The organism is Plantibacter sp. H53 (assembly GCF_001650455.1).
Taxonomy (GTDB): domain Bacteria; phylum Actinomycetota; class Actinomycetes; order Actinomycetales; family Microbacteriaceae; genus Plantibacter; species Plantibacter flavus_A.
On sequence record NZ_LWCT01000048.1, the window covers coordinates 42,339 to 66,848 of the forward strand.

The 24,510-nt window shown below is 69.3% G+C and carries 25 protein-coding genes; 6 read left to right on the top strand and 19 right to left on the bottom strand.

The features are described from left to right. Positions 1-49: 49 nt before the first annotated feature. From A4X17_RS15830 to A4X17_RS15855, 6 genes are all read right to left on the bottom strand, one after another. Positions 50-1,204 (bottom strand): mannitol-1-phosphate 5-dehydrogenase, encoded by a 1,155-nt coding sequence (locus A4X17_RS15830; RefSeq protein ID WP_064296631.1) that lies wholly within the window; start codon positions 1,202-1,204, stop codon positions 50-52. After that, complete coding sequence (locus A4X17_RS15835) at positions 1,204-1,638, bottom strand: PTS sugar transporter subunit IIA (protein ID WP_064296632.1); 435 nt, start codon at positions 1,636-1,638, stop codon at positions 1,204-1,206. Before A4X17_RS15835 ends, A4X17_RS15830 begins: the two co-directional genes overlap by 1 nt. A 118-nt stretch (positions 1,639-1,756) precedes the next feature. Then, a complete protein-coding gene (locus tag A4X17_RS15840; RefSeq protein WP_064296633.1) occupies positions 1,757-3,343 on the bottom strand; it encodes a PTS mannitol transporter subunit IICB in 1,587 nt (528 codons plus the stop codon). After that, positions 3,340-5,019, bottom strand: coding sequence for a phosphoenolpyruvate--protein phosphotransferase (gene ptsP, locus A4X17_RS15845; protein ID WP_082916226.1), 1,680 nt, complete (start codon positions 5,017-5,019; stop codon positions 3,340-3,342). Before ptsP ends, A4X17_RS15840 begins: the two co-directional genes overlap by 4 nt. A gap of 4 nt (positions 5,020-5,023) precedes the next feature. Then, positions 5,024-5,299, bottom strand: coding sequence for an HPr family phosphocarrier protein (locus tag A4X17_RS15850; protein ID WP_064296634.1), 276 nt, complete (start codon positions 5,297-5,299; stop codon positions 5,024-5,026). 5 nt (positions 5,300-5,304) lie between these two features. Beyond that, entirely contained in the window at positions 5,305-5,628 is a 324-nt protein-coding gene (locus A4X17_RS15855; protein ID WP_064296635.1) for a PTS sugar transporter subunit IIB, read from the bottom strand. Between the two features lie 124 nt (positions 5,629-5,752). On the opposite strand from A4X17_RS15855, the gene A4X17_RS15860 reads away from it, so the two are divergent. Continuing rightward, entirely contained in the window at positions 5,753-7,738 is a 1,986-nt protein-coding gene (locus A4X17_RS15860) for a transcription antiterminator (RefSeq protein ID WP_369808469.1), read from the top strand. Positions 7,739-7,814: 76 nt separating this feature from the next. Here the strand turns inward: A4X17_RS15860 and A4X17_RS15865 are convergent, their stop codons facing one another. Beyond that, positions 7,815-8,387 carry a helix-turn-helix domain-containing protein gene (locus tag A4X17_RS15865; RefSeq protein WP_064296636.1) on the bottom strand — a complete coding sequence of 191 codons (573 nt, stop codon included), beginning with the start codon at positions 8,385-8,387 and terminating at the stop codon, positions 7,815-7,817. Positions 8,388-8,417: 30 nt separating this feature from the next. On the opposite strand from A4X17_RS15865, the gene A4X17_RS15870 reads away from it, so the two are divergent. Next, positions 8,418-9,143 carry an AzlC family ABC transporter permease gene (locus tag A4X17_RS15870; protein ID WP_175484345.1) on the top strand — a complete coding sequence of 242 codons (726 nt, stop codon included), beginning with the start codon at positions 8,418-8,420 and terminating at the stop codon, positions 9,141-9,143. After that, positions 9,140-9,463, top strand: coding sequence for an AzlD domain-containing protein (locus A4X17_RS15875; protein ID WP_231884416.1), 324 nt, complete (start codon positions 9,140-9,142; stop codon positions 9,461-9,463). The genes A4X17_RS15870 and A4X17_RS15875 overlap by 4 nt, the downstream gene beginning before the upstream one ends. Positions 9,464-9,467: 4 nt before the next feature. Here A4X17_RS15875 and A4X17_RS15880 read toward each other — a convergent pair whose 3' ends face one another. Beyond that, positions 9,468-10,247 carry a glucosamine-6-phosphate deaminase gene (locus tag A4X17_RS15880; RefSeq protein WP_064296637.1) on the bottom strand — a complete coding sequence of 260 codons (780 nt, stop codon included), beginning with the start codon at positions 10,245-10,247 and terminating at the stop codon, positions 9,468-9,470. After that, the gene (locus tag A4X17_RS15885; protein WP_064296638.1) at positions 10,240-11,151 is read right to left on the bottom strand and encodes an ROK family protein; all 912 of its coding nucleotides are present in this window, start codon (positions 11,149-11,151) and stop codon (positions 10,240-10,242) included. Before A4X17_RS15885 ends, A4X17_RS15880 begins: the two co-directional genes overlap by 8 nt. Before the next feature lie 259 nt (positions 11,152-11,410). Here A4X17_RS15885 and A4X17_RS15890 point away from each other — a divergent pair, with 259 nt between their 5' ends. Next, a complete protein-coding gene (locus A4X17_RS15890; protein WP_064296639.1) occupies positions 11,411-11,824 on the top strand; it encodes a hypothetical protein in 414 nt (137 codons plus the stop codon). Positions 11,825-11,892: 68 nt separating this feature from the next. On the opposite strand, the gene A4X17_RS15895 is transcribed toward A4X17_RS15890, so the two are convergent. From A4X17_RS15895 to A4X17_RS15910, 4 genes are all read right to left on the bottom strand, one after another. Further along, a complete protein-coding gene (locus tag A4X17_RS15895) occupies positions 11,893-12,810 on the bottom strand; it encodes a carbohydrate ABC transporter permease (RefSeq protein ID WP_082916227.1) in 918 nt (305 codons plus the stop codon). Further along, positions 12,807-13,661: a carbohydrate ABC transporter permease gene (locus A4X17_RS15900; RefSeq protein WP_082916236.1), complete on the bottom strand. Its 855-nt coding sequence runs from the start codon at positions 13,659-13,661 to the stop codon at positions 12,807-12,809. The genes A4X17_RS15895 and A4X17_RS15900 overlap by 4 nt, the downstream gene beginning before the upstream one ends. Positions 13,662-13,756: 95 nt before the next feature. Beyond that, positions 13,757-15,094 carry an ABC transporter substrate-binding protein gene (locus A4X17_RS15905; RefSeq protein ID WP_064296641.1) on the bottom strand — a complete coding sequence of 446 codons (1,338 nt, stop codon included), beginning with the start codon at positions 15,092-15,094 and terminating at the stop codon, positions 13,757-13,759. Positions 15,095-15,243: 149 nt separating this feature from the next. Further along, positions 15,244-16,458: an NADP-dependent isocitrate dehydrogenase gene (locus A4X17_RS15910; protein ID WP_064296642.1), complete on the bottom strand. Its 1,215-nt coding sequence runs from the start codon at positions 16,456-16,458 to the stop codon at positions 15,244-15,246. A gap of 284 nt (positions 16,459-16,742) precedes the next feature. On the opposite strand from A4X17_RS15910, the gene A4X17_RS15915 reads away from it, so the two are divergent. Both A4X17_RS15915 and A4X17_RS15920 read left to right on the top strand, forming a co-directional pair. Beyond that, a complete protein-coding gene (locus A4X17_RS15915) occupies positions 16,743-17,195 on the top strand; it encodes a GNAT family N-acetyltransferase (protein ID WP_064296643.1) in 453 nt (150 codons plus the stop codon). A 4-nt stretch (positions 17,196-17,199) separates the two neighbouring features. Continuing rightward, positions 17,200-17,520: an MGMT family protein gene (locus A4X17_RS15920; RefSeq protein WP_064296644.1), complete on the top strand. Its 321-nt coding sequence runs from the start codon at positions 17,200-17,202 to the stop codon at positions 17,518-17,520. A 16-nt stretch (positions 17,521-17,536) separates the two neighbouring features. On the opposite strand, the gene A4X17_RS15925 is transcribed toward A4X17_RS15920, so the two are convergent. From A4X17_RS15925 to A4X17_RS15945, 6 genes are all read right to left on the bottom strand, one after another. Further along, entirely contained in the window at positions 17,537-19,315 is a 1,779-nt protein-coding gene (locus A4X17_RS15925; RefSeq protein ID WP_064296645.1) for a sensor histidine kinase, read from the bottom strand. After that, positions 19,308-19,985 (bottom strand): response regulator transcription factor, encoded by a 678-nt coding sequence (locus tag A4X17_RS15930; RefSeq protein ID WP_064296646.1) that lies wholly within the window; start codon positions 19,983-19,985, stop codon positions 19,308-19,310. Before A4X17_RS15930 ends, A4X17_RS15925 begins: the two co-directional genes overlap by 8 nt. Before the next feature lie 94 nt (positions 19,986-20,079). Then, positions 20,080-21,900 carry an ABC transporter ATP-binding protein gene (locus tag A4X17_RS15935; protein WP_064296647.1) on the bottom strand — a complete coding sequence of 607 codons (1,821 nt, stop codon included), beginning with the start codon at positions 21,898-21,900 and terminating at the stop codon, positions 20,080-20,082. After that, positions 21,897-23,666, bottom strand: coding sequence for an ABC transporter ATP-binding protein (locus tag A4X17_RS15940; protein ID WP_231884417.1), 1,770 nt, complete (start codon positions 23,664-23,666; stop codon positions 21,897-21,899). Before A4X17_RS15940 ends, A4X17_RS15935 begins: the two co-directional genes overlap by 4 nt. A gap of 222 nt (positions 23,667-23,888) precedes the next feature. After that, entirely contained in the window at positions 23,889-24,014 is a 126-nt protein-coding gene (locus A4X17_RS19785; RefSeq protein ID WP_255376697.1) for a hypothetical protein, read from the bottom strand. A gap of 180 nt (positions 24,015-24,194) precedes the next feature. Beyond that, complete coding sequence (locus A4X17_RS15945) at positions 24,195-24,509, bottom strand: hypothetical protein (protein WP_064296744.1); 315 nt, start codon at positions 24,507-24,509, stop codon at positions 24,195-24,197. Position 24,510 lies beyond the last annotated feature (1 nt).

A 24,510-nucleotide genomic window follows, 5' to 3' on the forward strand; every position in this document is an offset into this window, starting at 1 on the left:
ACAGGCCCAGGGCCCGGACGGATCCGGCCCCTGAGCCTGTCGAAGGGCACTACGCGAGCGAGGCCTGTCGGGCGACGACCTGCGCGAGCACCGCGGGAGCCAGCGGGTGCTCGGGAGCGAGGCCGGTGACCTCCTCGACGAAGGTGCCCGGCGCGAGCTCGTGGAGCTTCGCCTGCAGGTGGACACTCTGCTCGTCGTCGGCGACGTCGAACTCGAGCGCGGCACCGATGGCCGAGACGAGTGCGTCGTGGGCCATGCCGCGCTCCGCCAGTTCTGCGGCGGGCCCGATGAACCGCTCGGTCCGGCTCAGCTTGCGCAACGGCTGCCGACCGACGCGCTCCACGGTGTCGGGCAGGTGCACGTTCGCGAAGCGACGGAGGATCGTCTCGCGGTACTCGCGTTGCGCGTCGACGTCGAGCCCGTGCTTGGCGACGAGCAGCGCGGAGGTCTCCTCCAGCACCGCGCCGACGGCCGCGGCGATCGACGGCTCGGCGAGCGCTTCGGCGATGGTCCCGATACCGGCGCGCGCACCGAAGTAGGCGACGGAGGCGTGGCCGGTGTTCACGGTGAAGAGCTTCCGCTCGATGTACGGCGCGAGCTCCTCGACGAAGTGGGCACCGGGGATCGACGGCAGGGAGCCGTTGAACGCCGGGGTCTCGATGGCCCACTCGTAGAAGGTCTCGACGGTCACGTCGATGCCCTGCCCGGCGGGCTGGCCCGGGACGATGCGGTCCACGGCCGTGTTCGCGAACACGGCTCGGGCCGACAGCGACGCCCAGGCCTCGTCGCCGACCGCCTGGCGCACCTCGGTGGCGAGGAGGTCGGTGGCGTTGATCGCGTTCTCGCAGGCCATGACGGCGAGCGGAGCGGCGTCGGCCGGACGCGCGGCGATCCCACGCGCGATGACCGGAGCGACGAAGCGCAGGATGGTCGGCCCGACGGCGGTGGTCACCACCTCGGCGGCGGCGATCTCCTGGACGAGGGCCTCCTCGTCGGCGGCGCTGTTGATCGCGCGGAACCCGGTGACGACCGTGTCCTTCGCGCCGTCGCCCACCTCGTGCACCGTGTAGCTGTCGGCCGCGGCGATCGCATCGATGAGCTCGGCGTTGACGTCCGCGAAGACGACCTCGTAGCCGCCCTCGTGGAGGAGCAGACCGACGAAGCCGCGCCCGATGTTGCCGGCGCCGAAGTGGACGGCTCGCATCACTCGTTGACCTCGCTCAGGAGCGCGTAGAGCTCCTCGGGCGTCTCGGCTGCGAGCAGCTTGGCGACCTCGTCGTCCTCGGAGAAGATGATGGCGATCTTGGAGAGGATCTCCATGTGCCCGCCGTCCTTGCCGGCGATGCCCACGACGAAGCGGACCTCGTCGCCGTCCCAGTCGATGGGCGTCTCGTAGCGGGTGAACGACAGGGCGGAATCACGGACCGCCTCCTTCGCGTCGTTCGTCCCGTGCGGGATCGCGAGGAGGTTGCCCATGTAGGTCGACACGGACTGCTCGCGGGCGAGCATGGCCTCGAAGTACTCGTCGGTCACGGCTCCGGCCGCTTCGAGGGCGTCGGCAGCGCGGCGGATGGCCTCCTCCTGCGTCACCGTCCCGGTGACGATGGTGATCCGGTCCTGGGTCAGTACCTGCGACATGTCTTCCTCTGCATTCGTCGTGCGGGGCTCCGCCGGTGCGGTCCGGAGCCGGGTGAAGGGCGGTGGATGGAGCCCCGGGGCGCACGCCCTTCGCGTGCGCCCCGGGATCGTTCCGTTGCTAGTGTGCTCCCTCTCCGCGGAGCAACTCCACCACTTCGTCGTACTTCGGAGAGTTCATGAAGTTGTCGACCGACATGTGCACGGCACTCGGGGTCTTCTCCTTCGCGCGCTCCGTCAGCTCGCGCTGGGTGATGACGAGGTCGACGTCGTCGGCGAGGTTCGCGATCGCCTTGTTGGTGACGGTGATCTCGTCGATGCCGGCCTTCTTGATCTTGTTGCGGAGCACCGAGGCACCCATCGCACTCGAACCCATACCGGCGTCGCAGGCGAAGACGATGTTGCGGATCGGGCCGCGCTCGAGCGTCGTGACGACGCCCTCGTCGACGACGTCCGCACCGGCTGCGGCGCTTCCGGCGGAGAGGTTGCCGAGCACGCTCGACTTCTTGCCCTTGGCGGCTTCGGTCGCGGCGACGGCGGCCGAGAGGTCGCCGGCGTTCTCGTTCTCGAGGTCGCGCTTCCGGCTGGCCCGCAGGATGATCGCGGAGATCGCGAACGAGACGGCGGCTGCGACGATGACCGACAGGATCACGCCGACGTAGCTGTCGGGAGCCGTCTGGATGAGCACGGCGATGATGCTACCGGGCGAGGCCGGGGCGCGGAGACCCGTATTGAACGCGACGTTCGTCGCCACACCGGCCATACCGCCACCGATCGCGGCCAGGACCAGCATCGGCTTCATGAGCACGTACGGGAAGTAGATCTCGTGGATGCCACCGAAGAACTGGATGATGACCGCGCCGGGGGCCGACGCCTTCGCGAGACCGATGCCGAAGAAGCAGAACGCGAGCAGGATGCCGAGGCCCGGGCCGGGGTTCGCCTCGAGGAGGAACAGGATCGACTTGCCGGTCTCCTCGGACTGCTGGACACCGAGCGGGGTCAGCACACCGTGGTTGATGGCGTTGTTGAGGAAGAGGATCTTGCCGGGCTCGATGAAGATGCTCGCGATCGGCAGGAGCGAGTTGGCGACGAGCCAGTCGACGATGCCCTCGAGGAAGCTGCTGAGCGCGGTGACGATCGGTGCGATACCGAAGAAGCCGCCGATGGCAAGGAGGGCCCCGAGGATACCCGCGGAGAAGTTGTTGACCAGCATCTCGAAGCCGGCCTTGATCTTGCCGTCCCAGATCCGGTCCACCTGCTTCATGAGCCACGCGGCGAGCGGGCCCATGATCATCGCACCGATGAACATCGGGATCGCGCTGCCGACGATGACACCCATGGTCGCGATGGACGCGACGACGCCGCCGCGCTCACCGTAGATCATGCGGCCACCGGTGTTCGCGATGAGCAGCGGGAGCAGGTACGTGATCATCGGGCCGACGAGGCCGACGTACTGCGGGAAGGTCGTCCCGTCGTCGGCCTGCGCGAGCGCCGTCGCGGCACCCTGCCAGCCGATGAGGTCGGCGTTGCCGAAGCCGCCGAGGATCCCGTTCGGGAACCAGCCGGTCGCGATGAAGAACGCGGTGATGAGGCCCCAGGCGATGAAGGCCGCGATGTTCGGCATGACCATGCCGGAGAGGAAGGTGCCGAATCGCTGTACGCCGACTCGTGCACCTCCCGGCTTCTTGGGAGTAGACGTCGTTGTCATGATGATGTTGCCTCTTTCATTTCGGGAGTCGTTGCAGCGGTGGCCGCTGCCCTGGCTTCGGCCGCACCGTCGGCGGCCAGTGCTGCTGCCGCGATGCGCCGGGCATCGTCGAGCGTGTACTGCTGGAGGGAGTGACGGACGTCGGCGAGCGCCGACGGTGACATGGACAGGGTGGTGGCGCCGAGTCCGACGAGGACGACGGCGAGGAGCGGGTCGGCGGCTGCTTCGCCGCAGATGCCGACCGGCTTGCCGTGGTGCTGGCCGGCTTCGCCGACGAGCTGCACGAGGCGGAGGACCGCCGGGTGCCACGGGTCCTGGAACGCGCCGACGGAACCGAGCAGGCGGTCCGCGGCGAGCGTGTACTGCGTGAGGTCGTTGGTCCCGATCGACGCGAATCCGGCGTGGGCGAGGACGCGGTCGGCGAGGAGGGCGCTCGACGGCACCTCCACCATGACGCCGGGCGTCTTCAGACCGTACTCGGCGGCGATCGCCATGAAGTACTTCGTCTCCTCGACGGTCGACACCATCGGGGCCATGACCCAGAGGTCGGCGTCCGTCGCGGCGTCGGCCTGGGCGAGCGCCGTGAGCTGCTCGCGCAGGATGTCCTCGCTCGCCCGCAGCGCACGGAGGCCACGGAGTCCGAGCGCCGGGTTGTCCTCGTGCGCGTCGTTGAGGAATGCCAACGGCTTGTCGGCTCCGGCATCGAGGACGCGCACGACGACCTTCTGGCCGGGGAAGGCGTTCAGGAGCTTCTCGTAGTGTGCGCGCTGCTGCTCGACCGTGGGCGCGAGCGCCTGGTCGAGGAAGAGGAACTCGGTGCGGAAGAGGCCGACGCCCTCGGCGCCGAGCTCTGCGGCGGCGTCGGCGTGCTCGGCCGAGCCCAGGTTGGCGAGCAGCGGCACCGGTGTGCCGTCCGCCAGTGCACCGGGGACGACCGGTGCGTTGACGAGCGCGAGGCGGTCGGCGATGCGCTGCTCCGTGGCGGCGACGAGCTCGGGCGTCGGATCGACCGTGACCTCACCGGCTGCCGCGTCGACGACGAGCGTCGTGCCGTCGGTCAGCTCGGCTGCTCCGACGACGCCGACGATCGCGACGATCGACTTCTCGCGGGCGAGGATCGCCGTGTGCGAGGTCGGGCCGCCGTCGCTCGTGACGAGGCCGAGGACCAGGTCGAGGTCGAGTAGGGCGGTGTCGGCCGGCGCGAGGTCGCGGGCGACGAGGATGAACGGGTGGCCGGGTGAGGGGACGCCGGGTGCCGGCACGCCCATGAGGTCGGCGATGACCCGCTGTGACACGTCGTCGAGGTCCGCGGCGCGCTCCCCGAGGTAGCCGCCCATCGCGGCGAGCTGGTCGCGGAACGAGGCGAAGGCCGCGTGGACGGCCCACTCGGCGGTCTTGCCGTCCGCGAGCCGTGTGGCGATCTCCTCGGCGAGGGTCGGGTCCTCCGCCATCATCGCCTGGGCCTCGAGGACGTCACGGGCAGCACCACCGGCGGCGGCGCCCCGGGCTTCGAGCTCGCGGGCGACCGCGGCGAGGGAGGTGTTCGCGCGCTCGGTCTCGGTCGCGAGGTCGAGGGTGCTGGCGACGTCGGCGGGCGCGGGGAGCGGGTCGGCCATGCGGGCCACCGGGCCGACGGCGACGCCCTGACCGATACCGATGCCCTGGAACGCGGTCATCGGACTACTGCTCGTCATGGTCGGTCACCAGGAGCTCGGAGAGCGTGTCGAGGGTGCCCTCGGCTGCGGCGCCCTCGCCGTCGACGGACAGGGTCACGTAGTCGCCGTGCTCGACGGCGAGCGCGATCACGCCGAGGATGCTCGCCGCGTTGACGGGCTTGCCGCTGCCCTTCGCGATCGTCACCGGGACCCCGGCGTCCTTCGCAGCCTGCGTGAACAGCTTCGCGGGCCTGGCATGCAGGCCGTGCGACGAGCCGATGCGGACGGTTCGAGTTGCCATGGGGGTTACCTCCTGGTTGGTGATTGGATCGAGAGGACGAGTTCGAGGGCTCGCGCGCCACCCTCGACGCCGAAGACGTCGCCGAGCAGGACCGCGACCGCGGTGCCGGTGGGCTCGGCTGCAGCGCGCAGCGCGGCCTCGTGGTCGGCGAGGTGGGCGCCGACGAGCAGGACGTCGACACCGTCGAGGGCGATCGTGCCGCCGAGGACCTGCGATTCGGCACCGGCCGCGACGGAGACGTCGATCGATCGGTCGGCTGCCGCGCGACGCAGGCGTTGGGCCATGAACGTGCTCGACGCACCCGCGCCGCAAATCACCAGGATCTTCATCGAACCTTCTCCAGAACCGCCGATTGCCTACCAACCCATCATTCCGTCGCGCCCCTCGCGGCTCCACCAGAAGCTCTTCCGCCGGGGCGGAAAGGTCGTCGAACGCGCGGAAGCAGTCGGGAAGGTGGTTGACTCGGTGGAGCGGTTCGCCCGGACCGCGCGACGGCCGACCGACGGAGAGGGCATCGTGGCACGCGAGAAACACGACCGCATGCTCGGCTACCTCGCGGGACGGGACGGCTGGACGACGGCCACGGAGGTCGCGGAGGTGCTCGGCGTCACACCGCGGAGCGTGCGCAGCTACGTCACGGCGGTCAACACCCGCACGGCACCGCACGACGTCGTCGAGTCCGGGCCGAACGGGTATCGACTGAACGCCGACGGCTACGCGGTCTACCGGCGACGAGCCGCATCGGCGTTCGAATCGGAGACGCCCCGGGATCGGCTCTACGGGCTCGTCCGGTTGCTCATCAGCGCGCCCTCGGGAATCGACGTGCACGAGACCGCACAGCGGCTCCACGTCAGCGAGTCGACCGTCGAGGGCGACCTGGGCCGGGTCCGCGCCATGCTCGCCGACACCGCCCTCACGCTCGACCGTTCCGGATCGACGGTGACGATGGCGGGCGGTGAGACCGAGCGACGGCGCCTCCTCAGCCGGATGTTCCGCGACGAGACCGATCGCGGCATCGTCGAACTCGAGGCGCTCCAGCGGGCGTTCGCGCCGAACGAGTTCAGCCCGTTCAAGGGCGAGCTGCTCGAGGCCTTGACCGCGCGCGGGTACTACGTGAACGAGTACGGCATCGCGAACGTGCTGCTCCACATCGCGATCGCCATCGACCGGGTCACGAAGGACCGTCCGGCGGAGCCCACAGACCATGCTCCGCGCACCCCGGAGGTCGAGGCGGTCGCGGAGGATCTGGCGCGGCTCGTCGACGCCCACTTCCACGTCGCGCTCGGCGAGGGCGACCTCGTGTACCTCAGCTACCTGCTCGTGACACGGGTGGTGACGCCGGGCAGTGGGGCTCCCGCCGAAGTCCTCGTCGACGACTACGTCAACCAGGACGACCTCGCCGCCGTCCGTCAGGCCGTGGACCGCGCCGGCCGCGAGTACCTCGTCGACCTCTCCGACGAGGACTTCATCATCCGGCTCACCCTCCACGTCCAGAACCTCATCCGTCGTGCACAGGACCAGTCCTACTCACGCAATCCGCTGACCCGCTCGATCAAGACCTCGTACCCGATGATCTACGAGCTCGCGGTCTTCATCGCCAGCCAACTGCAGCGGCACGGCTCGATCATCATCAACGACGACGAGATCGCCTACATCGCGATGCACGTCGGCGCCCAGCTCGAGCAGAAGGCCCGCAAGGAGGCCCTCCTCGGCTCCACGATCGTCTCCGCCGGCTACTACGACATGCACGAGGTGCTGCGTCGACGCGTCGAATCGCAGCTGGGCGACGTCCTCGACGTCCGATCCGTCATCACCCGCACCGATGTCGACTGGGCCGCCATCGACACCGACCTCGTGCTCACGACGATCGAGCCACCGGCCCCTGCCGACGGCATCGTCGTCATCCAACCCTTCCTCACCGCGGCCGACGTGGAGCGCGTCCGGAGCGCGGTCAGCCGCGTGCGGAGGTCGTCCCGCTTGTCGGAGATCACCGACGAACTGCTGCAGTACTTCCACCCGGACCTCTTCCTCCGGAACGCGCACGCCGAGGACGAGGAGGGCATGATCCGCCTGCTCGGCGAGCGCATGATCGCCCAGGGGATCATCGACGAGAGCTACCTCACCGCCGCGATCGAGCGGGAGCGCATGTCGTCGACGGCGTTCACCGACACCTTGGCCGTGCCGCACGCCATGGCGATGACCGCGCACTCGACCGCCATCGCGATCGCGGTGAACGAGACGCCGATGGAGTGGGGCGGAGCGCGCGTGAGCGTCGTCGCACTCGTGGCGTTCAGCGAATCGGGTCGCGCCGCGTTCCAGACGGTCTTCGACCAGTTCGTCGAGGTGTTCTCGGAGCGCTCGAGCGTCGCCCGGATCATCCGCCGTTCCGAGGACTTCGCCGGCTTCATCGACGAGCTCGTGCACGTCATCGACGGCTGATCAGCCGTCGAGCCGCCCCGGTCGCCGAGTCGCCCTGGTCACCGAGCTGCCCTGGTCACCGAGCCGGTCGAGGTGCTCAGACGTGTTCGGTGACCACGACGGCGGTCGTGCCCGGCTCGAGTGCCTCGAAGACGTGCGGCACGTCCCCGGCGTGGGCGAGGTAGTCCCCCGGACCGAGTTCGACCTCCTCGCCGACGGGTCCGATGGACGCGCGACCGGTGCTGAGGATCCAGTGCTCGACGACGCCCGGCATGTGCGGCTCCGAGCGCCTCGGCTCCCCGGGTTCGACGACGATACGGTAGATGTCGCGTCGGGCGTTCGGCGGGCAGGCGGACAACACCGTCGCGACGTAGTCCGCCCCGGACGCGGCGAGGGTCGGCCCCTCACCGGCACGGATGACCTGGACCGGCCGTCGCGCCGGCTCGACCAGGCGGGCGAAGGGGACGTCGAGGGTGACGCTGAGCGCCCAGAGGGTCTCGAGACTCGGGTTCCCGAGCCCCGCCTCCAGCTGCGAGAGGGTCGACTTCGCGATCCCGGCTCGACGGGCCACCTCCGCGAGTGAGAGGCCGGTTCGCTGCCGCTCGCGGGTCAGCGCCGCCGCGACCGCGGCGTGCGGTGCTCCGTCGTCGGATGGTTCGACCTGCGTCATGCGTTCGCTCCAAGGTATTACGCGTTCGATTTGACGAACGCTTCGTACGCGTTCAATATAGTGTACGTGCGTTCGATATGGAGTCACCTCGGTCGGCCGACCACGCGGGCCATCGCGCTGGTCTGCGTCGCCGACGGACTGGTCGGCATCTCCTACGGAGCCGTCGCCGTGCACTCGGGCATCCAGCCCTGGGTCGTCCTGGCGCTCGCCCTGCTCGTCCTCGCCGGCGCATCGGAGATCCTGTTCGTCGGGATCGTCGCGGCCGGCGGGAGTCCGCTCACCGCAGCGCTGGCAGGGCTGCTGGTGAACGCCCGTCACCTGCCGTTCGGCCTCGCGATCCACGAGGTCGTCGGCACGGGCTGGCGCCGCGTGCTCGGTACACACCTCCTCAACGACGAGTCCGTCGTCTTCGCGCTCGATCAGGACACCCTGGAGCGGAAGCGCGCCGCGTTCTGGGCGTGCGGCCTCGGCATCCTCCTCTGCTGGCCGGCGGGCGCGGCACTCGGAGCCTTCGCCGGCACCGTGATCGAGGACACGGACGCCTTCGGACTCGACGTGATGTTCCCCGCCGTGCTGCTCGCCCTCATCTTCCCCGCCCTCCGCGAGCGCCGCACACGCCGAGCCGCACTCGTCGGCGCGGTCGTCGCCGTCGCCGCGACGCCGTTCCTCCCCTCGGGGATCCCCGTCCTGTTGTCGCTCGTCGGCCTCCTGTTCGGCTTCGGCCGGAAGCAGCCGAAGCCGGAGGTCACCGCGTGAACCAGTCGATGCTCGTGCTGGTCGGGGTCCTCATCCTCGCCGTGGGCACCTACACGTTCCGCCTGGCCGGGCCACTCCTGCGCACCCGCGCCGAGGTCTCGGAACGGGTCGAGACCCTGCTCGCGGACGCCGCCATCGTCCTGCTCATGGCGGTGCTCACGACCACGGCCCTGACCCAGGACCAGCACTTCGCGGGATTCGCACGACTCTCGGGCGTCCTGGTGGCCGGCGTCCTCGCCTGGAGGAAGTCGCCGTTCGTCGTCATCGTCCTCGCGGCGGCCCTCACCACGGCACTCCTCCGACTGGCGGGCGTCGCCTGAGCCGTCAGATACCTTGCCAGGCGGGCTTGTTGGCGTACGCGTAGCGGTAGTAGTCGGCGTGCTGCAGCTCGGACGCCGCCGCTTCATCGAGGACCACCGTGGCGCGCGGGTGCAGCTGCACCGCCGAACCGGGGAGGTTCGCGGAGAGCGGTCCCTCGAGCGCGGCGGCGATCGCAGCGGCCTTGCCCGCACCGAAGGCGAGGAGGACGAGGTGCCTCGCACGGAGGATGGTGCCGAGCCCCTGGGTGATGCAGTGCATGGGGACGTCGTCGATCGAGTCGAAGAACCGTGCGTTGTCCCGGCGAGTCTGCTCCGTCAGGGTCTTCACGCGGGTGAGCGAGGCGAACGACGAGCCCGGCTCGTTGAACCCGATGTGGCCGTCTGTCCCGATGCCGAGGATCTGCAGGTCGACGCCACCGGCGGCCTGGATCGCCGCTTCGTAGTCGGCGCCCGCGTGCTGGATGGTCTCGGCCGCACCGTTCGGCACCTGGATGCGCTCGGGCACGAGGCCGAGCGGCTCGACGACCTCACGCGTGATGACGGAACGGTACGACTCGGGGTGCCCGGCCGGCAGGCCGACGTACTCGTCGAGGGCGAACCCTCGCACCTGCGAGAGGTCGAGGCCGCGGGACCGGGTCGCAAGGGCCTCGTAGACGGGGAGCGGGGTCGAACCCGTCGCCAGCCCGAGGACGGCGTCCGGACGCTCCTCGATCAGGGAGACGATCGCCTCCGCGACGAGGGCGCCTGCGGCACCACTGTCCCCCACGATCACGACTTCAGCCATGCGACGGTTCTCCTCTTCCCACGAGTGCTGCGCCGATCGCCGCGACGGGGGATCCCGTCGGCACGAGGCGCACGCGCTGTTCCAACTGCAATGATGCGACGAATCGAGACCCGGCCGCGGATTCGGCCAGAGCCTCGCGGATGACGGCGAGCAGGCGCTCGCCGAGAGCGGTGAGTCCTCCTCCGAGGACGATGTCGTCGGCGTCGACGGTGAGGGTCAGGATGCGGACGGCCGCGGCCGCACCGTGACCGAGGCGTGCGCGGAGGGCGACGGCCCGCGGGTCCCCGGCGTCGGCGTGGTCGAAGAGGTCGAGCACCGGCAGGGCCACGTCGGCTCCCCAGGCGGCGGAGACCGCACCGCCGGCGGCCATGGTCTCGACGCACCCCCGCTGTCCGCACCCGCAGCGGTCACCGAGCGGATCGACGGACAGATGCCCGACCTCGCCGGCGACCCCGCTCGAGCCCTGCCAGAGCCGGCCGTCCGTGACGATGCCGGCGGCGACGCCCGTGCCCAGATTGAGGTAGGCCATCGTGCCGGAACCGTCGAGCAGCTGCCAGGCGCCGAGGGCGGCCGCCTTCACATCGTTCTCCACGGCGACCGGGACCCTGAGTCGCTGGGTGAGGATCGCACCGAGCTCGAGTTCCTCCACGTCGAGGTTGACGGCGTGGGTCACCCGGCCGGTGCCCGGGACGGTCAACCCGGGGATACCCACGCCGACCGAGGTGAACGCGTCGATCGGGCGCGCGACGGCGTCGGAGAGCCGACTGACGGCCTCGACGGCGGTCTCGACGACGGCTTCGGGCCCGCGTCCCGTGACCAGCCTGAGCCGATGCAGGAGCGCGCCGTCGTCCGTCACGACGACGGCATCGGTCTTCGTGCCGCCGATGTCGAGTCCCACCCTCACGCGGTTCGTCTCCGGAGGGCGTCGTGGCGCGTCTGCATGCTGTGGTTCCTTCGATCCGTGGAGCGACCCGCTCGCACCACCGGTTTGTTCGCCAAGCTTACAAATAAACGGGGCTCGCGTCCATGTCGGCGACGACCACGCACCAGCGTCGGACGGCGTCCGCCTGCGGACTGCTGGCTCCACCGGGTAGCCTGGAGGCCGACCCGCAGCGCGCGGGCGGGCCCGCCACGGGCACCGAACACGGGGGAATCACACCACCATGAAGAAGAACGCAGCAGCATTCCTCGGCGCGATCGCCGTCTCGGGCCTGCTCCTCACCGGCTGTGCCGGCGGCGCCCAGAGCAAGGAGGATGCGTGCAAGCTCATCCAGTCCGAGGTGACGGAGTCGGCTTCGCAGCTGCAGTCGGGCCTGAGCTCGCTGTCCTCCGACCCCGAGGCGGCCGTCACCCAGCTCGACGACTTCTCCGGAACGTTCAAGGCGGCGGCCGACAAGGTCACGAACGATGAGGTGAAGACCGCGGCGAACGACTCGGTGAAGGCACTCAACGACTTCATCGACGTCGCGAAGACGGCTGTCGACGACCCGCAGAACGTCGACCAGACCGGGCTCACCGATTCGCTCACGAAGCTCCAGGACGAGTTCACGACGCTCGGCAACACCTGCAGCCTCTAGCTCGACACGACTGACGACGGGCCCCGGATCGGCTGATCCGGGGCCCGTCGCCGTCTCCGGGCCGACGGCTACTTCACGGATCCCTCGGTGAGCCCGCCACGCCAGAAGCGTTGCAGCACGATCATCGCGATCGCCAACGGGATGATCGACAACAGCGCGCCGCCGGTCGTCAGCTCGTAGAACTCCGGCAGGCGGTCGACCTGGCTCCGCCAGTTGTTCAGACCCAGGGTGATCGGGTACAGCGTGCTGTCGGACAGCATGACGAGTGGCAGGAAGTAGTTGTTCCAGATCCCGACGAGCTGGAAGAGGAAGACGGTCACGAGCGCGGGCGTGAGGATCTTCAGCCCCACGGTGTGGAAGATCCGCAGCTCGCTCGCGCCGTCGATCCGTGCGGCCTCGATGAGCGAGTCGTCGATCGTCGCGTCGGCGTAGATCCGGCAGAGGAACAACCCGAACGGTGAGACGAGCGACGGCAGGAGCACCGACCAGTACGTGTTCGCGAGTCCCAGCTGACTGAAGAGCAGGAACAGCGGGAGTGCTGTGGCCGTCCCCGGCACGAGGACCCCGCCGAGGATGGTGCCGAAGACGAGGTTACGCCCGCGGAACCGGTACTTCGCGAGCGCGTACCCGCCTGCCGCGGCGAGGTACGTCGCGATGAGGGCTCCCACGCCCGCATAGAGCACCGAGTTGCCGAACCAGCGGACGAAGATGCCGCCGTCGTAGGTGAGCACCTCGTGGAGGTTCGACCACAACGAGAACTCCGAGCCGAGGAGGAAGCCGTTGCTGCCGAACAGATCCTCGGTGCTCTTGGTCGCAGCGATCACCACCCAGTACACGGGCACCAGGAAGTAGACCGCGACGACGACGAGGATGCCCGTCACGAGCACCCGCATCCCCCTGGACCCACCCGGGCGCCCCTGCTGGTCGCTCAGCCGCTGGGCTCGCTTCGACGAGGTCGCGGTCGTGATGCTCCGGGTCTCGCTCATGATGCCCTCCTCGACGTCAGGCGCAGGAAGATGAACGACAGCGCGAACGCGACCAGGGCGATGAGCACCGCCTGCGCTGCGGCGACGTTGTAGTCGTTGTAGGCGAACGCGGTCGTGTAGGCGCTGAGGTTCGGCGTGTACTCGTTGTCGATCGCGGGCGACACGGTCTGCAGCACCTGGGGCTCGGCGAAGAGCTGAAGCGTGCCGATGATGGAGAACACGGTCGTGAGGATGAGCGCCGGCCGGATGAGCGGGAGCTGGATGCTCACCGCGACGCGGAACGGCCCGGCGCCGTCGACCTTCGCGGCCTCGTACACCTCGCCGGGGATGGCCTTCAACTGGGCGACCACGATCATCATGTTGTACCCGGTGTAGGTCCAGGTCACGATGTTGGCGATGGACCAGAGCACGGTGCCTGCGCCGAGGAAGTCGAGCTCGATCCCCATCGCCCCGGCGATGTCGATGATCGGGCTGAGTCCCGGGACGTAGAGGAACGACCAGAGGATCGTCGCGATCACGCCGGGGATGCCGTAGGGCAGGAAGTACACGGCCCGGAAGAACCCCGGCCACTTCGCGGAGGCGGACTCGAGGAGGAGCGCCAGCAGGGTGCACAGCGCGATCATGACCGTGACCTGCACGACGCCGAAGAGGAGCATCCGGCCGATCGAGGCGATGAAGTTGCCGTTCTCCAGGGCCTGGGCGTAGTTGGAGAACCACGCGAACTCGGTCGTGACGCCCTCCTCCCCGAAGACACTCTTCCGTGAGACACGGACGAAGCTGCTGCCGACCGCGACGATGATCGGCAGGATGAAGGTGAGGACGAAGAGCGCCAGGAACGGTCCGAGGAGCATCCACGGAGCCGCGACCGAGGTCCGGCGTCGGCGCTGCGATCCCGACCGGGACGGGTCGTCCGCCACACCCCGCGCCGGGCGTTCCGTGACGGCGCTCACGACGCCGCCTCGATCCGGAGGCCCTTGTTGCGGAACGCGGTGATGACGTCGCGCTGCCCCTGGACCACGGCGTCCACGAGGGTGCCGCCCGAGGCTTTGGCCCGGAACCCGTCGGCGAGGATGTTGAAGGTCTGCTGGGTGAGTGGCCACCACTGCCACTCGTTGTTCTGTTCCTTGGCCGCCGGCACGAAGACCTCCTCGTTGTAGTTCTGGCCACCGAAGAACTCGCTCGGCTGTTGTCGGCGGGCACCGATGTAGGCGTCGTTCGGCGACCACCCGATGCCGGAGTGCTCGATCATGGCGTCGATGCCGGCGTCGCTCGTGGTCATCCACACGGCGAACTCGAGCGCCTCCCTCGGGTGGGCGCTGTTCGCCAGGACGGCAGCCGTGGACCCGCCCTGGAAGGTCGAGCCGTACCCCTCGCTCCCCCAACGGGGCAACGGCGCGACCCGCCACTTGCCCTCGGCCCCCGAGACGCCCTGCAGGAGGGCGTCTCCCCAGCTGGCTCCGGCGAGCGACGCGATCGAGTCCTTCGCCGCAGCGGCGAACCAGGCCGGTGAGAACTGGCTGTAGGAGGTGGTCATGACGCCCTCATCGATGGCCCGGTCGAAGAACCTGGCCGTCTCCAGGGTCGCGTCGTCCGTCATGTCCACGATCCACCGGTCGCCGTCGACACGGAACCAGGACGCGCCGGCCTGGGTCGCCATGGCCGCGAACCACGACGCGTCGTCGAGGGCGAAGCAATCCAGATACATGTCGGCGTCGCGCACCGCCCCCGCCACTTGGAACCACTCGTCCCAGGTGGCCGGGGCCTTCGCGCCCACCCGGTCGAGCAGGTCCGGGCGGTAGTAGAGCGCCATCGGACCGGAGTCCTGTGGGATCCCGTAGACCCCGTCGACGTAGGAGACCTGGTTCCAGAGGGTCTCGTTGTACCGCGACGCGACCTCGTCCGCGCCGTAGCGCCGGAGGTCGACCAACCCGTTCACGAGCAGGAACTCGGGGAGCGTCCGCATCTCGACCTGCGCGAGGTCCGGACCACCACCCGCGGCGAGCGCCGAGTAGAGCTTCTGATACCCGCCGTCGTTGCCTCCGGGGATCCACACGGCCTCGATCTGCACGTTCGGGTGGTCGGCGTTCCAGACGTCGGCGACCTTCTGGAGGTCCTTCAACCAGGCCCAGTACGTGAGCGTGATCCGTTCACCGGCGGCGGCCGGGGCGATCGTCGGACCGGTGTTCGGCGACACCGTCCCCGGGGTGGAACAGCCCGCCAGGAGTGCGGTCGCACCACCGGCTGCAGCCCAGGCCAGCAACTGTCTTCTCGTCATCGGTGACATCGATGGTCCTCACGTCGTCGTCGAGGTGGTCCATCGACGCTAACACGACCGTCCGGGCCGGCGTCGTGACCCGGACGACGGACGGGGCCCGGGAGCGTGTGCTCCCGGGCCCCGTCCGTGTGGTGCCGGTGCCGGTCAGGCCGACGTCATCAGGCCAGGCGCGCCTTGAGGTTCGCCGAGATGGTCTCGAGGAACTCCTCGGTGGTCTGGTAGGCCTGGTCGGGGCCGACGAGGAGCGCGAGGTCCTTCGTCATGGCGCCGGACTCGACCGTCTTGATGACGACGTCCTCGAGGGTCGCCGCGAACTCGATGAGCTCCTGGTTGCCGTCGAGCACGCCTCGGTGCTGCAGACCACGGGTCCACGCGAAGATCGAGGCGATCGGGTTCGTCGACGTGGGCTTGCCCTGCTGGTGCTGGCGGTAGTGGCGCGTGACGGTGCCGTGTGCGGCCTCGGCCTCCACGATCTTGCCGTCGGGCGTGGCCAGCACGCTCGTCATGAGGCCGAGCGAGCCGAAGCCCTGAGCCACGGTGTCGGACTGGACGTCGCCGTCGTAGTTCTTGCAGGCCCAGACGTAACCACCCTCCCACTTCATGGCCGAAGCGACCATGTCGTCGATGAGTCGGTGCTCGTAGGTGATGCCGGCAGCCTCGAACCGCTCCTTGAACTCCGCGTCGAAGATCTCCTGGAAGATGTCCTTGAACCGGCCGTCGTAGGCCTTGAGGATGGTGTTCTTCGTGGAGAGGTACACCGGGTAGTTGCGGTTCAGGCCGTAGTTGAGGCTGGCACGCGCGAAGTCGCGGATCGAGGCGTCGAGGTTGTACTGCACCTGTGCGATGCCGTCGCCGGGCGACTGGAAGACCTCGAACTTCTGCGGCTCCGAGCCGTCGTCGGGCGTGAACTCGACCGTGAGCTTGCCCTCGCCCTTGAACAGGAAGTCGGTCGCGCGGTACTGGTCGCCGAACGCGTGGCGGCCGATGATGATCGGCTTGTTCCAACCGGGCACGAGACGCGGGATGTTCGAGATGATGATGGGCTCGCGGAAGATGACGCCGCCGAGGATGTTGCGGATGGTGCCGTTCGGGCTCCGCCACATCTTCTTGAGACCGAACTCCTCGACACGTGCCTCGTCGGGGGTGATGGTCGCGCACTTGACGCCGACGCCGTGCTTCTGGATGGCGTGCGCGGCGTCGATCGTGATCTGGTCGTCCGTCTCGTCACGCTTCTCGATGCCGAGGTCGTAGTACTCGAGGTTCACATCGAGGTAGGGGTGGATGAGCGAGTCCTTGATGAACTGCCAGATGATGCGAGTCATCTCATCGCCGTCGAGTTCGACGACGGTGCCTTCGACCTTGATCTTCGACACTGGTTGTCCTTTCTGATGCCGCCCTGAGCCGAGCGGCCTACGGAGGTGCGCACGCGGTGGAGTGCTCCGCATGGCATGGAGGAGACCGCATCCGAAAGGTGGACGGCACGGCCACGCCCTAGCTTACAAGACCTGCCAGGTCTCTTGACATCGAGACAGTTGGATCCGACGGCACCCGGACGCCCCGCTCCCCGGCTGTGGGTCGGCCGTGGATGTCGCCACGAGCAGCGTGTCGGCGGTCCGACGGACTATCCGCGGTCCGCCGGACAGGTTAGCCTGGGCTCATGGCTGAGCTGCGTCTGGAAGAACTGTCCGCATCGACGATCGTGGCGGTCAACGCGCTCACCATGAAACCCGGGCAGGAGCAGTTCATCGCCCCGGTGTCCTACGCGGTCGCGGCCGCGGTCGTGAACCCCGCCACCTCCTGGCAGCGCGTCATCCTCGACGGCGACGAGGTCGTCGGCTTCATCTCCGCCAACTTCGACCACGAGTCGACGCAGGAGGAGTTCCGCTCCGCCCTGTGGCGCATCAACGTCGACGCCGACGACCAGGGCCGCGGCGTCGGCCGGTTCGCGGTGGCCTCGCTCATCGAGGAGGCCAAGCAGCGCGGCTTCGACCACGTCAACGTCATCTACGAGCCCGGCGACCTCGGTCCCGAGGCGTTCTTCCTCCGCGTCGGGTTCTCCCCCGTCGGCGAGACCCAGTACGGCGAGACCATCGGCAGCATCAGCCTCTGAGACGGTGAGCGGGTCGTCACCGACGGACTCGGCTGAGGCGTTCGCCGAGGCCGTGCTGGCCGTCGTCGCCGACATCCCCGAGGGCTGCGCCCTGAGTTACGGCCAGGTCGCGTCCATCATCGGGTCGAAGTCGGCGCGCGGCGTCGGTCGCGTGATGGCGCAGTACGGGCACGCCGTGCCCTGGTGGCGGGTCGTCCGGTCGGGCGGTCTCCCTCCGACGGGGCACGAGGATCGCGCCCTCGAACACTACGAGGCCGAGGGCACACCGATCGTCCCGATGAGCGGCGGGCGGTACCGCCTGGGTCGCGAGGCACTGCTGTACTGACCGGCTTCGAACCCGATCAGCCGGGCAGGTGGATCGAGACGACCGTCCCGGCACCGATCGGGCTCTCGACGCGCATCGTCCCGCCGACGGCGTCGACCCGGTCCGCCAGACCGCGCAACCCGCTCCCCCGCGCGGGGTCGGCACCGCCCACCCCGTCGTCCGCGACCACGACCCGGAGCCCGCCGTCCGGATCGTCGGAGACGACCACCTCGCAGCTCGACGCCCCGGAGTACTTCGTGACGTTGGCCAGGCACTCCGAGACGACGTAGTAGACCGTCGACTCGATGAGCTGCCCGGGTCGCTCGCGGAGCTCCACGGCGACCTTGGTGACGACGGTGCACCGGCGCCCGAGTTCGGCGATCGCCGGCGCCAATCCGCCCTCGGCCAGGAGCGCCGGGTGCAGACCTCGAGCGAGTTCGCGGAGCTCCTTGATGGCGCTCGCAAGCTGATCGATGGTGGTCTCGAGGCCGTCGGCCAGGGCGAGTTGGCCGTCGGCGCGTGCAGCGTCGCTCGCCATCCGGAGTCGCAGCGCGACGGAGAACAGCTGCTGCTGGGAGCCGTCGTGCAGGTCGCGCTCCGCCCGCCGTCGCGCTTCGTCGGCCGCCTGCACGATGCGCAACCGCGACCGGCTCACCTCGCGCAACGAGTGGCGGAGTTCAGCGGTGAGTCGTTCGTTGTCGATCATGATGCGCAGCGACGCCGACACCGACCGGAGCAACTGCGGATTGTCGAGCAGAGCCGCGTCGTGCTCGATGTACACGAGCGGCGCGTCCGCGTCGCCGACGCTCGACATCGCCCGACCGCGTGGGTCCCGGTCGGTGGTCCGCTGCGATCCCGGCCAGACGAGCCGGGCGGTGCGGTCCCCGAGGACGGTCTTCACCGCACCGTCCCAGCGGTCGTGACCGGTCTCGCTCAGCTGTCCGGTCTGCACGAGGTCGACGGCCCTGGCGCGGATCGTCCGCATCCGGATGAGACCCGTCGCGTACGCGGCAGGGACGAGCACCACCGAGAACGCGTTGAGGTCCTCGACGACGAGCCGGAGGTGCTCCGGCCATCCCCCGAGGCGGACGAGGGACCACGCGACCCCGATGACGAGCCACAACACGAACGCGACCGGCATGATGAAGGCGACCTGTCTGGCCGCTCCGCTGCTCCGCGCCCACCGCAGGAGCACGACACCCGCGACCACGACCGCGAAGGCCCCCATGACACCCGCGTGGACCCGACCGAGCGCGTCGGCCACGTCTCCGGTCGCGAGGACGGCGTACCGACTCCGCTCGTGGCTCGCGTCGAGCACGTGGTTCGGGGTCACCAGGAGCGTCACGATCGCATAGGTGACAAGGTAGACCGAGGCGGTGATGACGAGCCGCCGATCGAAGCCGCGCCGCAGCCGGCCCGCCGGGAAGGCCAGGGCCAGCCACACCAGCGCGACCCCCGGGAGCACGGAGATCGACATGAGGAGCGGCCAGAGCCAGCCCGCGTCGATGCCGTACGCCCACATGTAGGCCGTCTCGGCCAGCGCGTACCCGACGATCACCCAGCCCGGAGCGGCCGTCGGAGCCAGCCACCAGATCAGCCCTGCCGCCACCAGCGCCGCGAGGTGGCCGACCAACCAGGGCAGACCGTTGCCGTCGGCGATGCCCGGCTGGACGACGCCGAACACGACGGACAGGACGCACACGAGTGCGGCGGCGAGCAGGATACCGAGTCGCAGCGGCCACGGCAGGCGCCCGCGGCCGGCCGGTGCCGGGATGGGCAGCGAGGTCGCCCGTCCGTTTGGGCGACCGTCAGCCATCCGTGTGTTCCAGCCATCGCACGACCGCGAGGACGCGGCGGTGGTCCGCCGGGGAGTCCTCGAGTCCGAGCTTGGCCAGGATGCGGCTGATGTGTGCTTCGACGGTCTTCAGACTGACGACCAGCGCCTTCGCGATGCCGGAGTTCGATCGCCCCTCGGCCATGAGGGTGAGGACTTCGCGTTCCCGCTCCGTGAGGTGGTCCAGGCCGTCGGACCGGGTCCGCTCCGCGACGAGGAGGGAGACGACCTCGGGATCCACGACGGACTCACCCGCCGCCACGCGCTCCACGGCGTCGACGAGTGTCCCGGAGTCGGCGACGCGGTCCTTCAGCAGGTAACCGGTGCCACCTCCGGAGCCGAGCGCGCGGACCGCGTAGGAGGGCACCGCGTACGTGCTCAGCAGGAGCACCCCGGCTGCGAAGCCCGACGCCCGCAACTGCTCGAGGGCGACGATGCCCTCGTCGGTGTGGGTGGGCGGCATCCGGATGTCGAGCACCACGGCGTCGAGCTGCAGCCCCGCGTCGATGCGGTCGACCAGGTCGACCGCCGACCCGAACGATCCGACCACGTCGTGACCACCCGCCTTGAGGATCTGCGCGACACCCTCACGGAGGAGCACCGCGTCGTCCGCGACGGCGACACGCAGCGAACGCGGTTCCTGACTGGTCATCCGCTCATTGTGGCAGGTCGACGAGACGAGGTGTAGTGCCCACGGGGTCACTCCGTCACCTGAGGACCCCGTGGACACGCCTGCGCGGCCCGGGTCAGCCGACCGAGGACCGCCAGGCGGCGTGCATCGCGGCGAACCGACCCGTGCCGCCGATGAGCTCCGCTGGCGCGCCGTCCTCGACCACCCGGCCGTGCTCCATCACGAGCACCCGGTCGGCGATCGCGACGGTCGACAACCGGTGCGCGATGATGATCGCGGTGCGGTCCGCGAGCAGGGTCTGCAGCGCGTCCTGGACGAGTCGCTCGCTCGGGATGTCGAGCGATGCGGTCGCCTCGTCGAGGATCAGCACGGCCGGATCCGCGAGGAACGCCCGCGCGAACGACAGGAGCTGCCGCTGTCCGGCCGAGACCCGACCACCGCGCTTGTTCACGTCGGTGTCGTAGCCGTTCGGCAACGCCTCGATGAAGGTGTGCGCGCCGACGGCCTTCGCGGCGGCGGTGATCTCCTCGATCGTCGCGTCGGGCTTGCCCAACGCGATGTTGTCGGCGACCGAGCCGGAGAACAGGTAGGCCTCCTGCGTCACCATGACGATCGCCCGACGGAGGTCCTTCGGGTGGAGATCGCGCAGGTCGATGCCGTCGAGGCGCACCGCACCGTCGGTCGGGTCGTAGAACCGACTGATGAGCTTCGCGAGCGTCGACTTGCCCGCACCGGTCGTGCCGACGAGTGCGATGGTCTGCCCTGCCGGGATCTCGAGGTCGAATTCCGGGAGCACCACCCGGTCGGCGGCGTACGCGAACGTCACGTCGTCGAAGGTGATGCGTCCCTGCGACGTCCACAGGTCGACCGGCGCGACCGGGTCGGGCACCCCGGGACGCTCCTCGAGCACGCCGGAGATCTTCTCGAGCGCCGCAGCGGCCGACTGGTAGGAGTTGTAGAACATCGCCATCTCCTCCATCGGGTCGAAGAACCGCCGCGTGTAGAGGAGCGCCGCGAGCAGCGCTCCGATCGCGAGCTGTCCGTCCGCGACCCGGAACCCGCCGACGAGGAGCACCACGGCGACGGAGACGTTGCCGATGAACACCAGTCCGGGATCGAACACCCCGAACAGCTGGATGACCCGGGCGTTGGTGTCGCGGTACTGCTCCACGAGCTCGCCGAACGCGCGCTCGTTCCGCCGCTCCTTCCGGAACGCCTTCACGGCACGGATGCCGGTCATCGCCTCCACGAAGAACACGATGAGCTTCGCCGACCGGACGCGCGACTCGCGGAACATCCGCTGCGAGCGGAGCTGGAACCAGCGGGTGAGCACGAACAGCGGGATGAGCGACCCGAGCAGCACCAGACCGCTGACCCAGTCGACGAGGACGAGGGCCGCCGCGGTGAAACCCATGTACAGCACGCCGGACACGAGCTGGTTGATCCCGGAGTCGAGCAACTCGCGGATGGAGTCGAGATCGCTCGTCTGCCGGGAGATGATGCGACCCGAGGTGTAGCTCTCATGGAAGTCGAGGCTGAGCCGCTGCGTCTGCAGGAACACGCGCTTCCGCAGGTCGATCAGGATCGCCTGGCTGATCCGAGCGGCGAGCACGGTGTACCAGGAGATCAGCGTCGCACCGGCGGCGCCGGTCAGCAGGTACGCGCCGACCACGAGGAAGGCCGGCATCCAGTCGGCGCGTTCCAGGACGGCAGGGAGGGCGCGGTCGATGCCGAGGGCGATCAACGCGGGCCCGGCGACCTGGGCGGCCGTCGACACCACGACGATGGTCATGGCGGCGATCACGCGCAGGCGCAGGGGCGCGAGCAGCGATCCGAGCAGGCGCAGCGAACGGCGCCGGATGTGCGCGGACTCGTCACGGGTGAGGTCGTCGCGCTCCTCACCCTCCACTCCGTGGACGGTCGTCGGCGGGGTCACAGGTTCACCTCCTGGCGGTTTGACTCTCGTTCGTCGTCTTCCAGACTCGAGATCACGTAGCGGTAATGGGCGTTGTGCTGCAACAGCTCACTGTGGCGACCCACGGCGGTGATGCGACCGTCCTCCAGGAGGGCGACGCGGTCCGCCAGGGTGACGGTGCTCGGCCGGTGGGCGACGATCAGGGCCGTGGTGGAGGCGAGCACTCGGCGGAGTGCCGCTTCGACGAGCGCCTCGGTGTCGACGTCGAGCGCCGACAACGGATCGTCCAGCACGAGCACCTCCGGCCGCGCGGCCACCGCACGCGCGAGTGCGAGCCGCTGACGCTGCCCACCGGACAGGCTGAGCCCCTCTTCACCGACCAGCGTCTCGACGCCGTTCGGCAATTCGTCGACGAACCCGGCCTGGGCGATGTCGAGCGCCTCGCGCAGGATCCGATCGGCCTCCGCGGAGTCGAGGTCGATGTCGTCCCGCCCGAGGAGGACGTTCTCCTTGACGCTCGCCGAGAAAAGGGTCGCATCCTCGAACGCCATCGCGATGTGCCTGCGCAGGTCTTCCCGAGTGAGCGCCCGGATGTCGACGCCGTCGAGCAGGATCCGCCCACCCGTGACGTCGTACAGGCGGGTGGTCAGTGCCGTGATGGTCGACTTCCCGGAACCCGTCAGACCGACGAGTGCCATGGTCTCCCCCGGCTCGAGCCGGAGGTCGACGCCGTCCACCACGTCCGCGTAGCGGTCGGGTGCGTCCTGGTAGCGGAAGTGCACGTCCTCGAACACGAGCTCGCCGCGCGGTTCACGGATGCGTTCGGGGTGCTCGGGGTCGGTGATCGTGTTGACAGAGTCGATGACCTCGAAGTACCGGTCGGTCGCCGTCCGGGTGTCGAAGGTCATCGCGAGCAGGAAGCCGATCGACTCGATCGGGAACCGCAGGATCGTGGCCGTCGCGAAGAAGGCGAACAGCTGACCGACGGTGAGTTCTCCGATCGACGCGAGCCAGACCCCTGCCAACAGGCAGAGCGCGAAGGCGACGTCCGGCAACAGGACGAGCCAGAACCAGATCCCCGCGATGGCCTTGGCCTTCTCGATCTCGGTCCCCCGCAGGTCCTCGGCGCGCGACGCGAAGCTCCGCAGGGCGTGCTTGCCGCGACCGAACGCCTTGAGCACCCGGATGCCGTGGACGGACTCCTCGACGGCGGTCGCCAGGTCACCCGCCTGGTCCTGGCTGCGCCGGGCGATGACCGAGTACCGCCCCTCGAAGGTGAACCCGAACACCCACACGGGGATGGCGAGCGCGATGAAGATGAGTCCGAGCAGCCAGTTCCAGGTGAACAGGATGACGGCACCGATGACGATCGTGACGCCGTTGACGATCAGGAGCACGAAGCCGAACGAGATCCACCGGCGGATGAGTCCGAGGTCGCTGACGGCGCGGGAGAGCAGCTGTCCGCTCTGCCACCGGTCGTGGAAGGTCACGGGGAGGTCCTGCAGCTTGGCGAACAGCGCATTGCGCATCCGCGCCTCGACGTGGGTCCCGGGCGTCAGGACGAACCAGCGGCGCAGCGCGATCATGACCGCCTCGAGCACTCCGAGGGCGAGGACCACGAGCACAGCCGGCCAGATCTGCGCGGAGTCGCCGGTCGAGAGCGGACCGTCGACGAGCGCCTGCAGCACGAGCGGGATCGCGAGGGCCACCAGGCCGGCGACGAGCGCGGCGACCATGCCGAGCACGATCCGCGGCATGGCGGTCTTCGCGAAGGGGTAGATCCGCATCAGGGCACGGAACGTGCTCTGGCGCGGTTGGACAGGACGGCGTTCATCGCCGAGCGGAGTCATGACGGGGATTCCTTGCGAGAGCGTCGGTGACGTCGATCACCGACGGGATGATGGTCGTGGAACGGCCGGACGGCGAGGTCGCTGTGCGAGGTCGCAGCATCCGGTGACGGGCCCGGACGAGGCCGGACGGATGGTGAGGTGGACTGCCTGGCGCTCGTGCTAAGCGTCGGCGTCCGCTGCGGCCGCGCGTCCGGCTGGCGCCGGGACGGCCACGGGGCGGCGGCTCGAGGCGGAGCGGGCACGATCGACCGTCGGCGCGAGCGCGGTGTGGTTCGAGAGCGTCATGGCATCCTCCTCATCCTGTTTGGCGAGAGCCGCGGGCCGGGTGTACAGGTCGCACTCGAACGCGGGCGGCGACCGATCACGGTGAACGAGGTTCGGCGCAGCAGACCAGACTATGGGAATCGGCCATCAGCCTGCAAGGGATCCATGCGGTTGCACGCACCGGTCCGGGTGGTCTCGTCGTCAGGAGATCGGTTCGTCGACGATGCCGACGAAGGCTCCGATGCCGTCGACCTCGCGCCGACGGGCACCCTCAGGCACCGGCGGCAGCTCGTCGGCGCCGTGCCACGAGCAGCTCACCATCGAGAACTCCGGCCACCACTTCTTCGGGCGGAGCGTCTCACTGGTGCCGCAGATCGCGCACCGCAACTCCACCCAGACCGGCCGTTTCCCGGTCCGGTTCGCGCGGGACTGCACGTACCACGCCGGCGGGTCGGCCTGGAACGCCGCCAACTGGTCCGCCGACCAGAACGGCGGGATCCCGTGGTGTCTGGCCATC

Bases quoted from the DNA above. Each gene is read 5' to 3' on its own strand.
- A4X17_RS15855 (WP_064296635.1), bottom strand. From the start codon at position 5,628: ATGAAGATCCTGGTGATTTGCGGCGCGGGTGCGTCGAGCACGTTCATG.
- A4X17_RS15865 (WP_064296636.1), bottom strand. From the start codon at position 8,387: ATGACGCAGGTCGAACCATCCGACGACGGAGCACCGCACGCCGCGGTC.
- A4X17_RS15940 (WP_231884417.1), bottom strand. From the start codon at position 23,666: ATGCGGATCTACCCCTTCGCGAAGACCGCCATGCCGCGGATCGTGCTC.
- A4X17_RS19785 (WP_255376697.1), bottom strand. From the start codon at position 24,014: ATGACGCTCTCGAACCACACCGCGCTCGCGCCGACGGTCGATCGTGCC.
- A4X17_RS15840 (WP_064296633.1), bottom strand. From the start codon at position 3,343: ATGACAACGACGTCTACTCCCAAGAAGCCGGGAGGTGCACGAGTCGGC.
- A4X17_RS15925 (WP_064296645.1), bottom strand. From the start codon at position 19,315: ATGGCTGACGGTCGCCCAAACGGACGGGCGACCTCGCTGCCCATCCCG.
- A4X17_RS15830 (WP_064296631.1), bottom strand. From the start codon at position 1,204: ATGCGAGCCGTCCACTTCGGCGCCGGCAACATCGGGCGCGGCTTCGTC.
- A4X17_RS15880 (WP_064296637.1), bottom strand. From the start codon at position 10,247: ATGGCTGAAGTCGTGATCGTGGGGGACAGTGGTGCCGCAGGCGCCCTC.
- ptsP (WP_082916226.1), bottom strand. From the start codon at position 5,019: ATGACCGCGTTCCAGGGCATCGGTATCGGTCAGGGCGTCGCCGTCGGC.
- A4X17_RS15835 (WP_064296632.1), bottom strand. From the start codon at position 1,638: ATGTCGCAGGTACTGACCCAGGACCGGATCACCATCGTCACCGGGACG.
- A4X17_RS15895 (WP_082916227.1), bottom strand. From the start codon at position 12,810: ATGAGCGAGACCCGGAGCATCACGACCGCGACCTCGTCGAAGCGAGCC.
- A4X17_RS15915 (WP_064296643.1), top strand. From the start codon at position 16,743: ATGGCTGAGCTGCGTCTGGAAGAACTGTCCGCATCGACGATCGTGGCG.
- A4X17_RS15900 (WP_082916236.1), bottom strand. From the start codon at position 13,661: ATGCTCCTCGGACCGTTCCTGGCGCTCTTCGTCCTCACCTTCATCCTG.
- A4X17_RS15945 (WP_064296744.1), bottom strand. From the start codon at position 24,509: ATGGCCAGACACCACGGGATCCCGCCGTTCTGGTCGGCGGACCAGTTG.
- A4X17_RS15930 (WP_064296646.1), bottom strand. From the start codon at position 19,985: ATGACCAGTCAGGAACCGCGTTCGCTGCGTGTCGCCGTCGCGGACGAC.
- A4X17_RS15890 (WP_064296639.1), top strand. From the start codon at position 11,411: ATGAAGAAGAACGCAGCAGCATTCCTCGGCGCGATCGCCGTCTCGGGC.
- A4X17_RS15905 (WP_064296641.1), bottom strand. From the start codon at position 15,094: ATGTCACCGATGACGAGAAGACAGTTGCTGGCCTGGGCTGCAGCCGGT.
- A4X17_RS15850 (WP_064296634.1), bottom strand. From the start codon at position 5,299: ATGGCAACTCGAACCGTCCGCATCGGCTCGTCGCACGGCCTGCATGCC.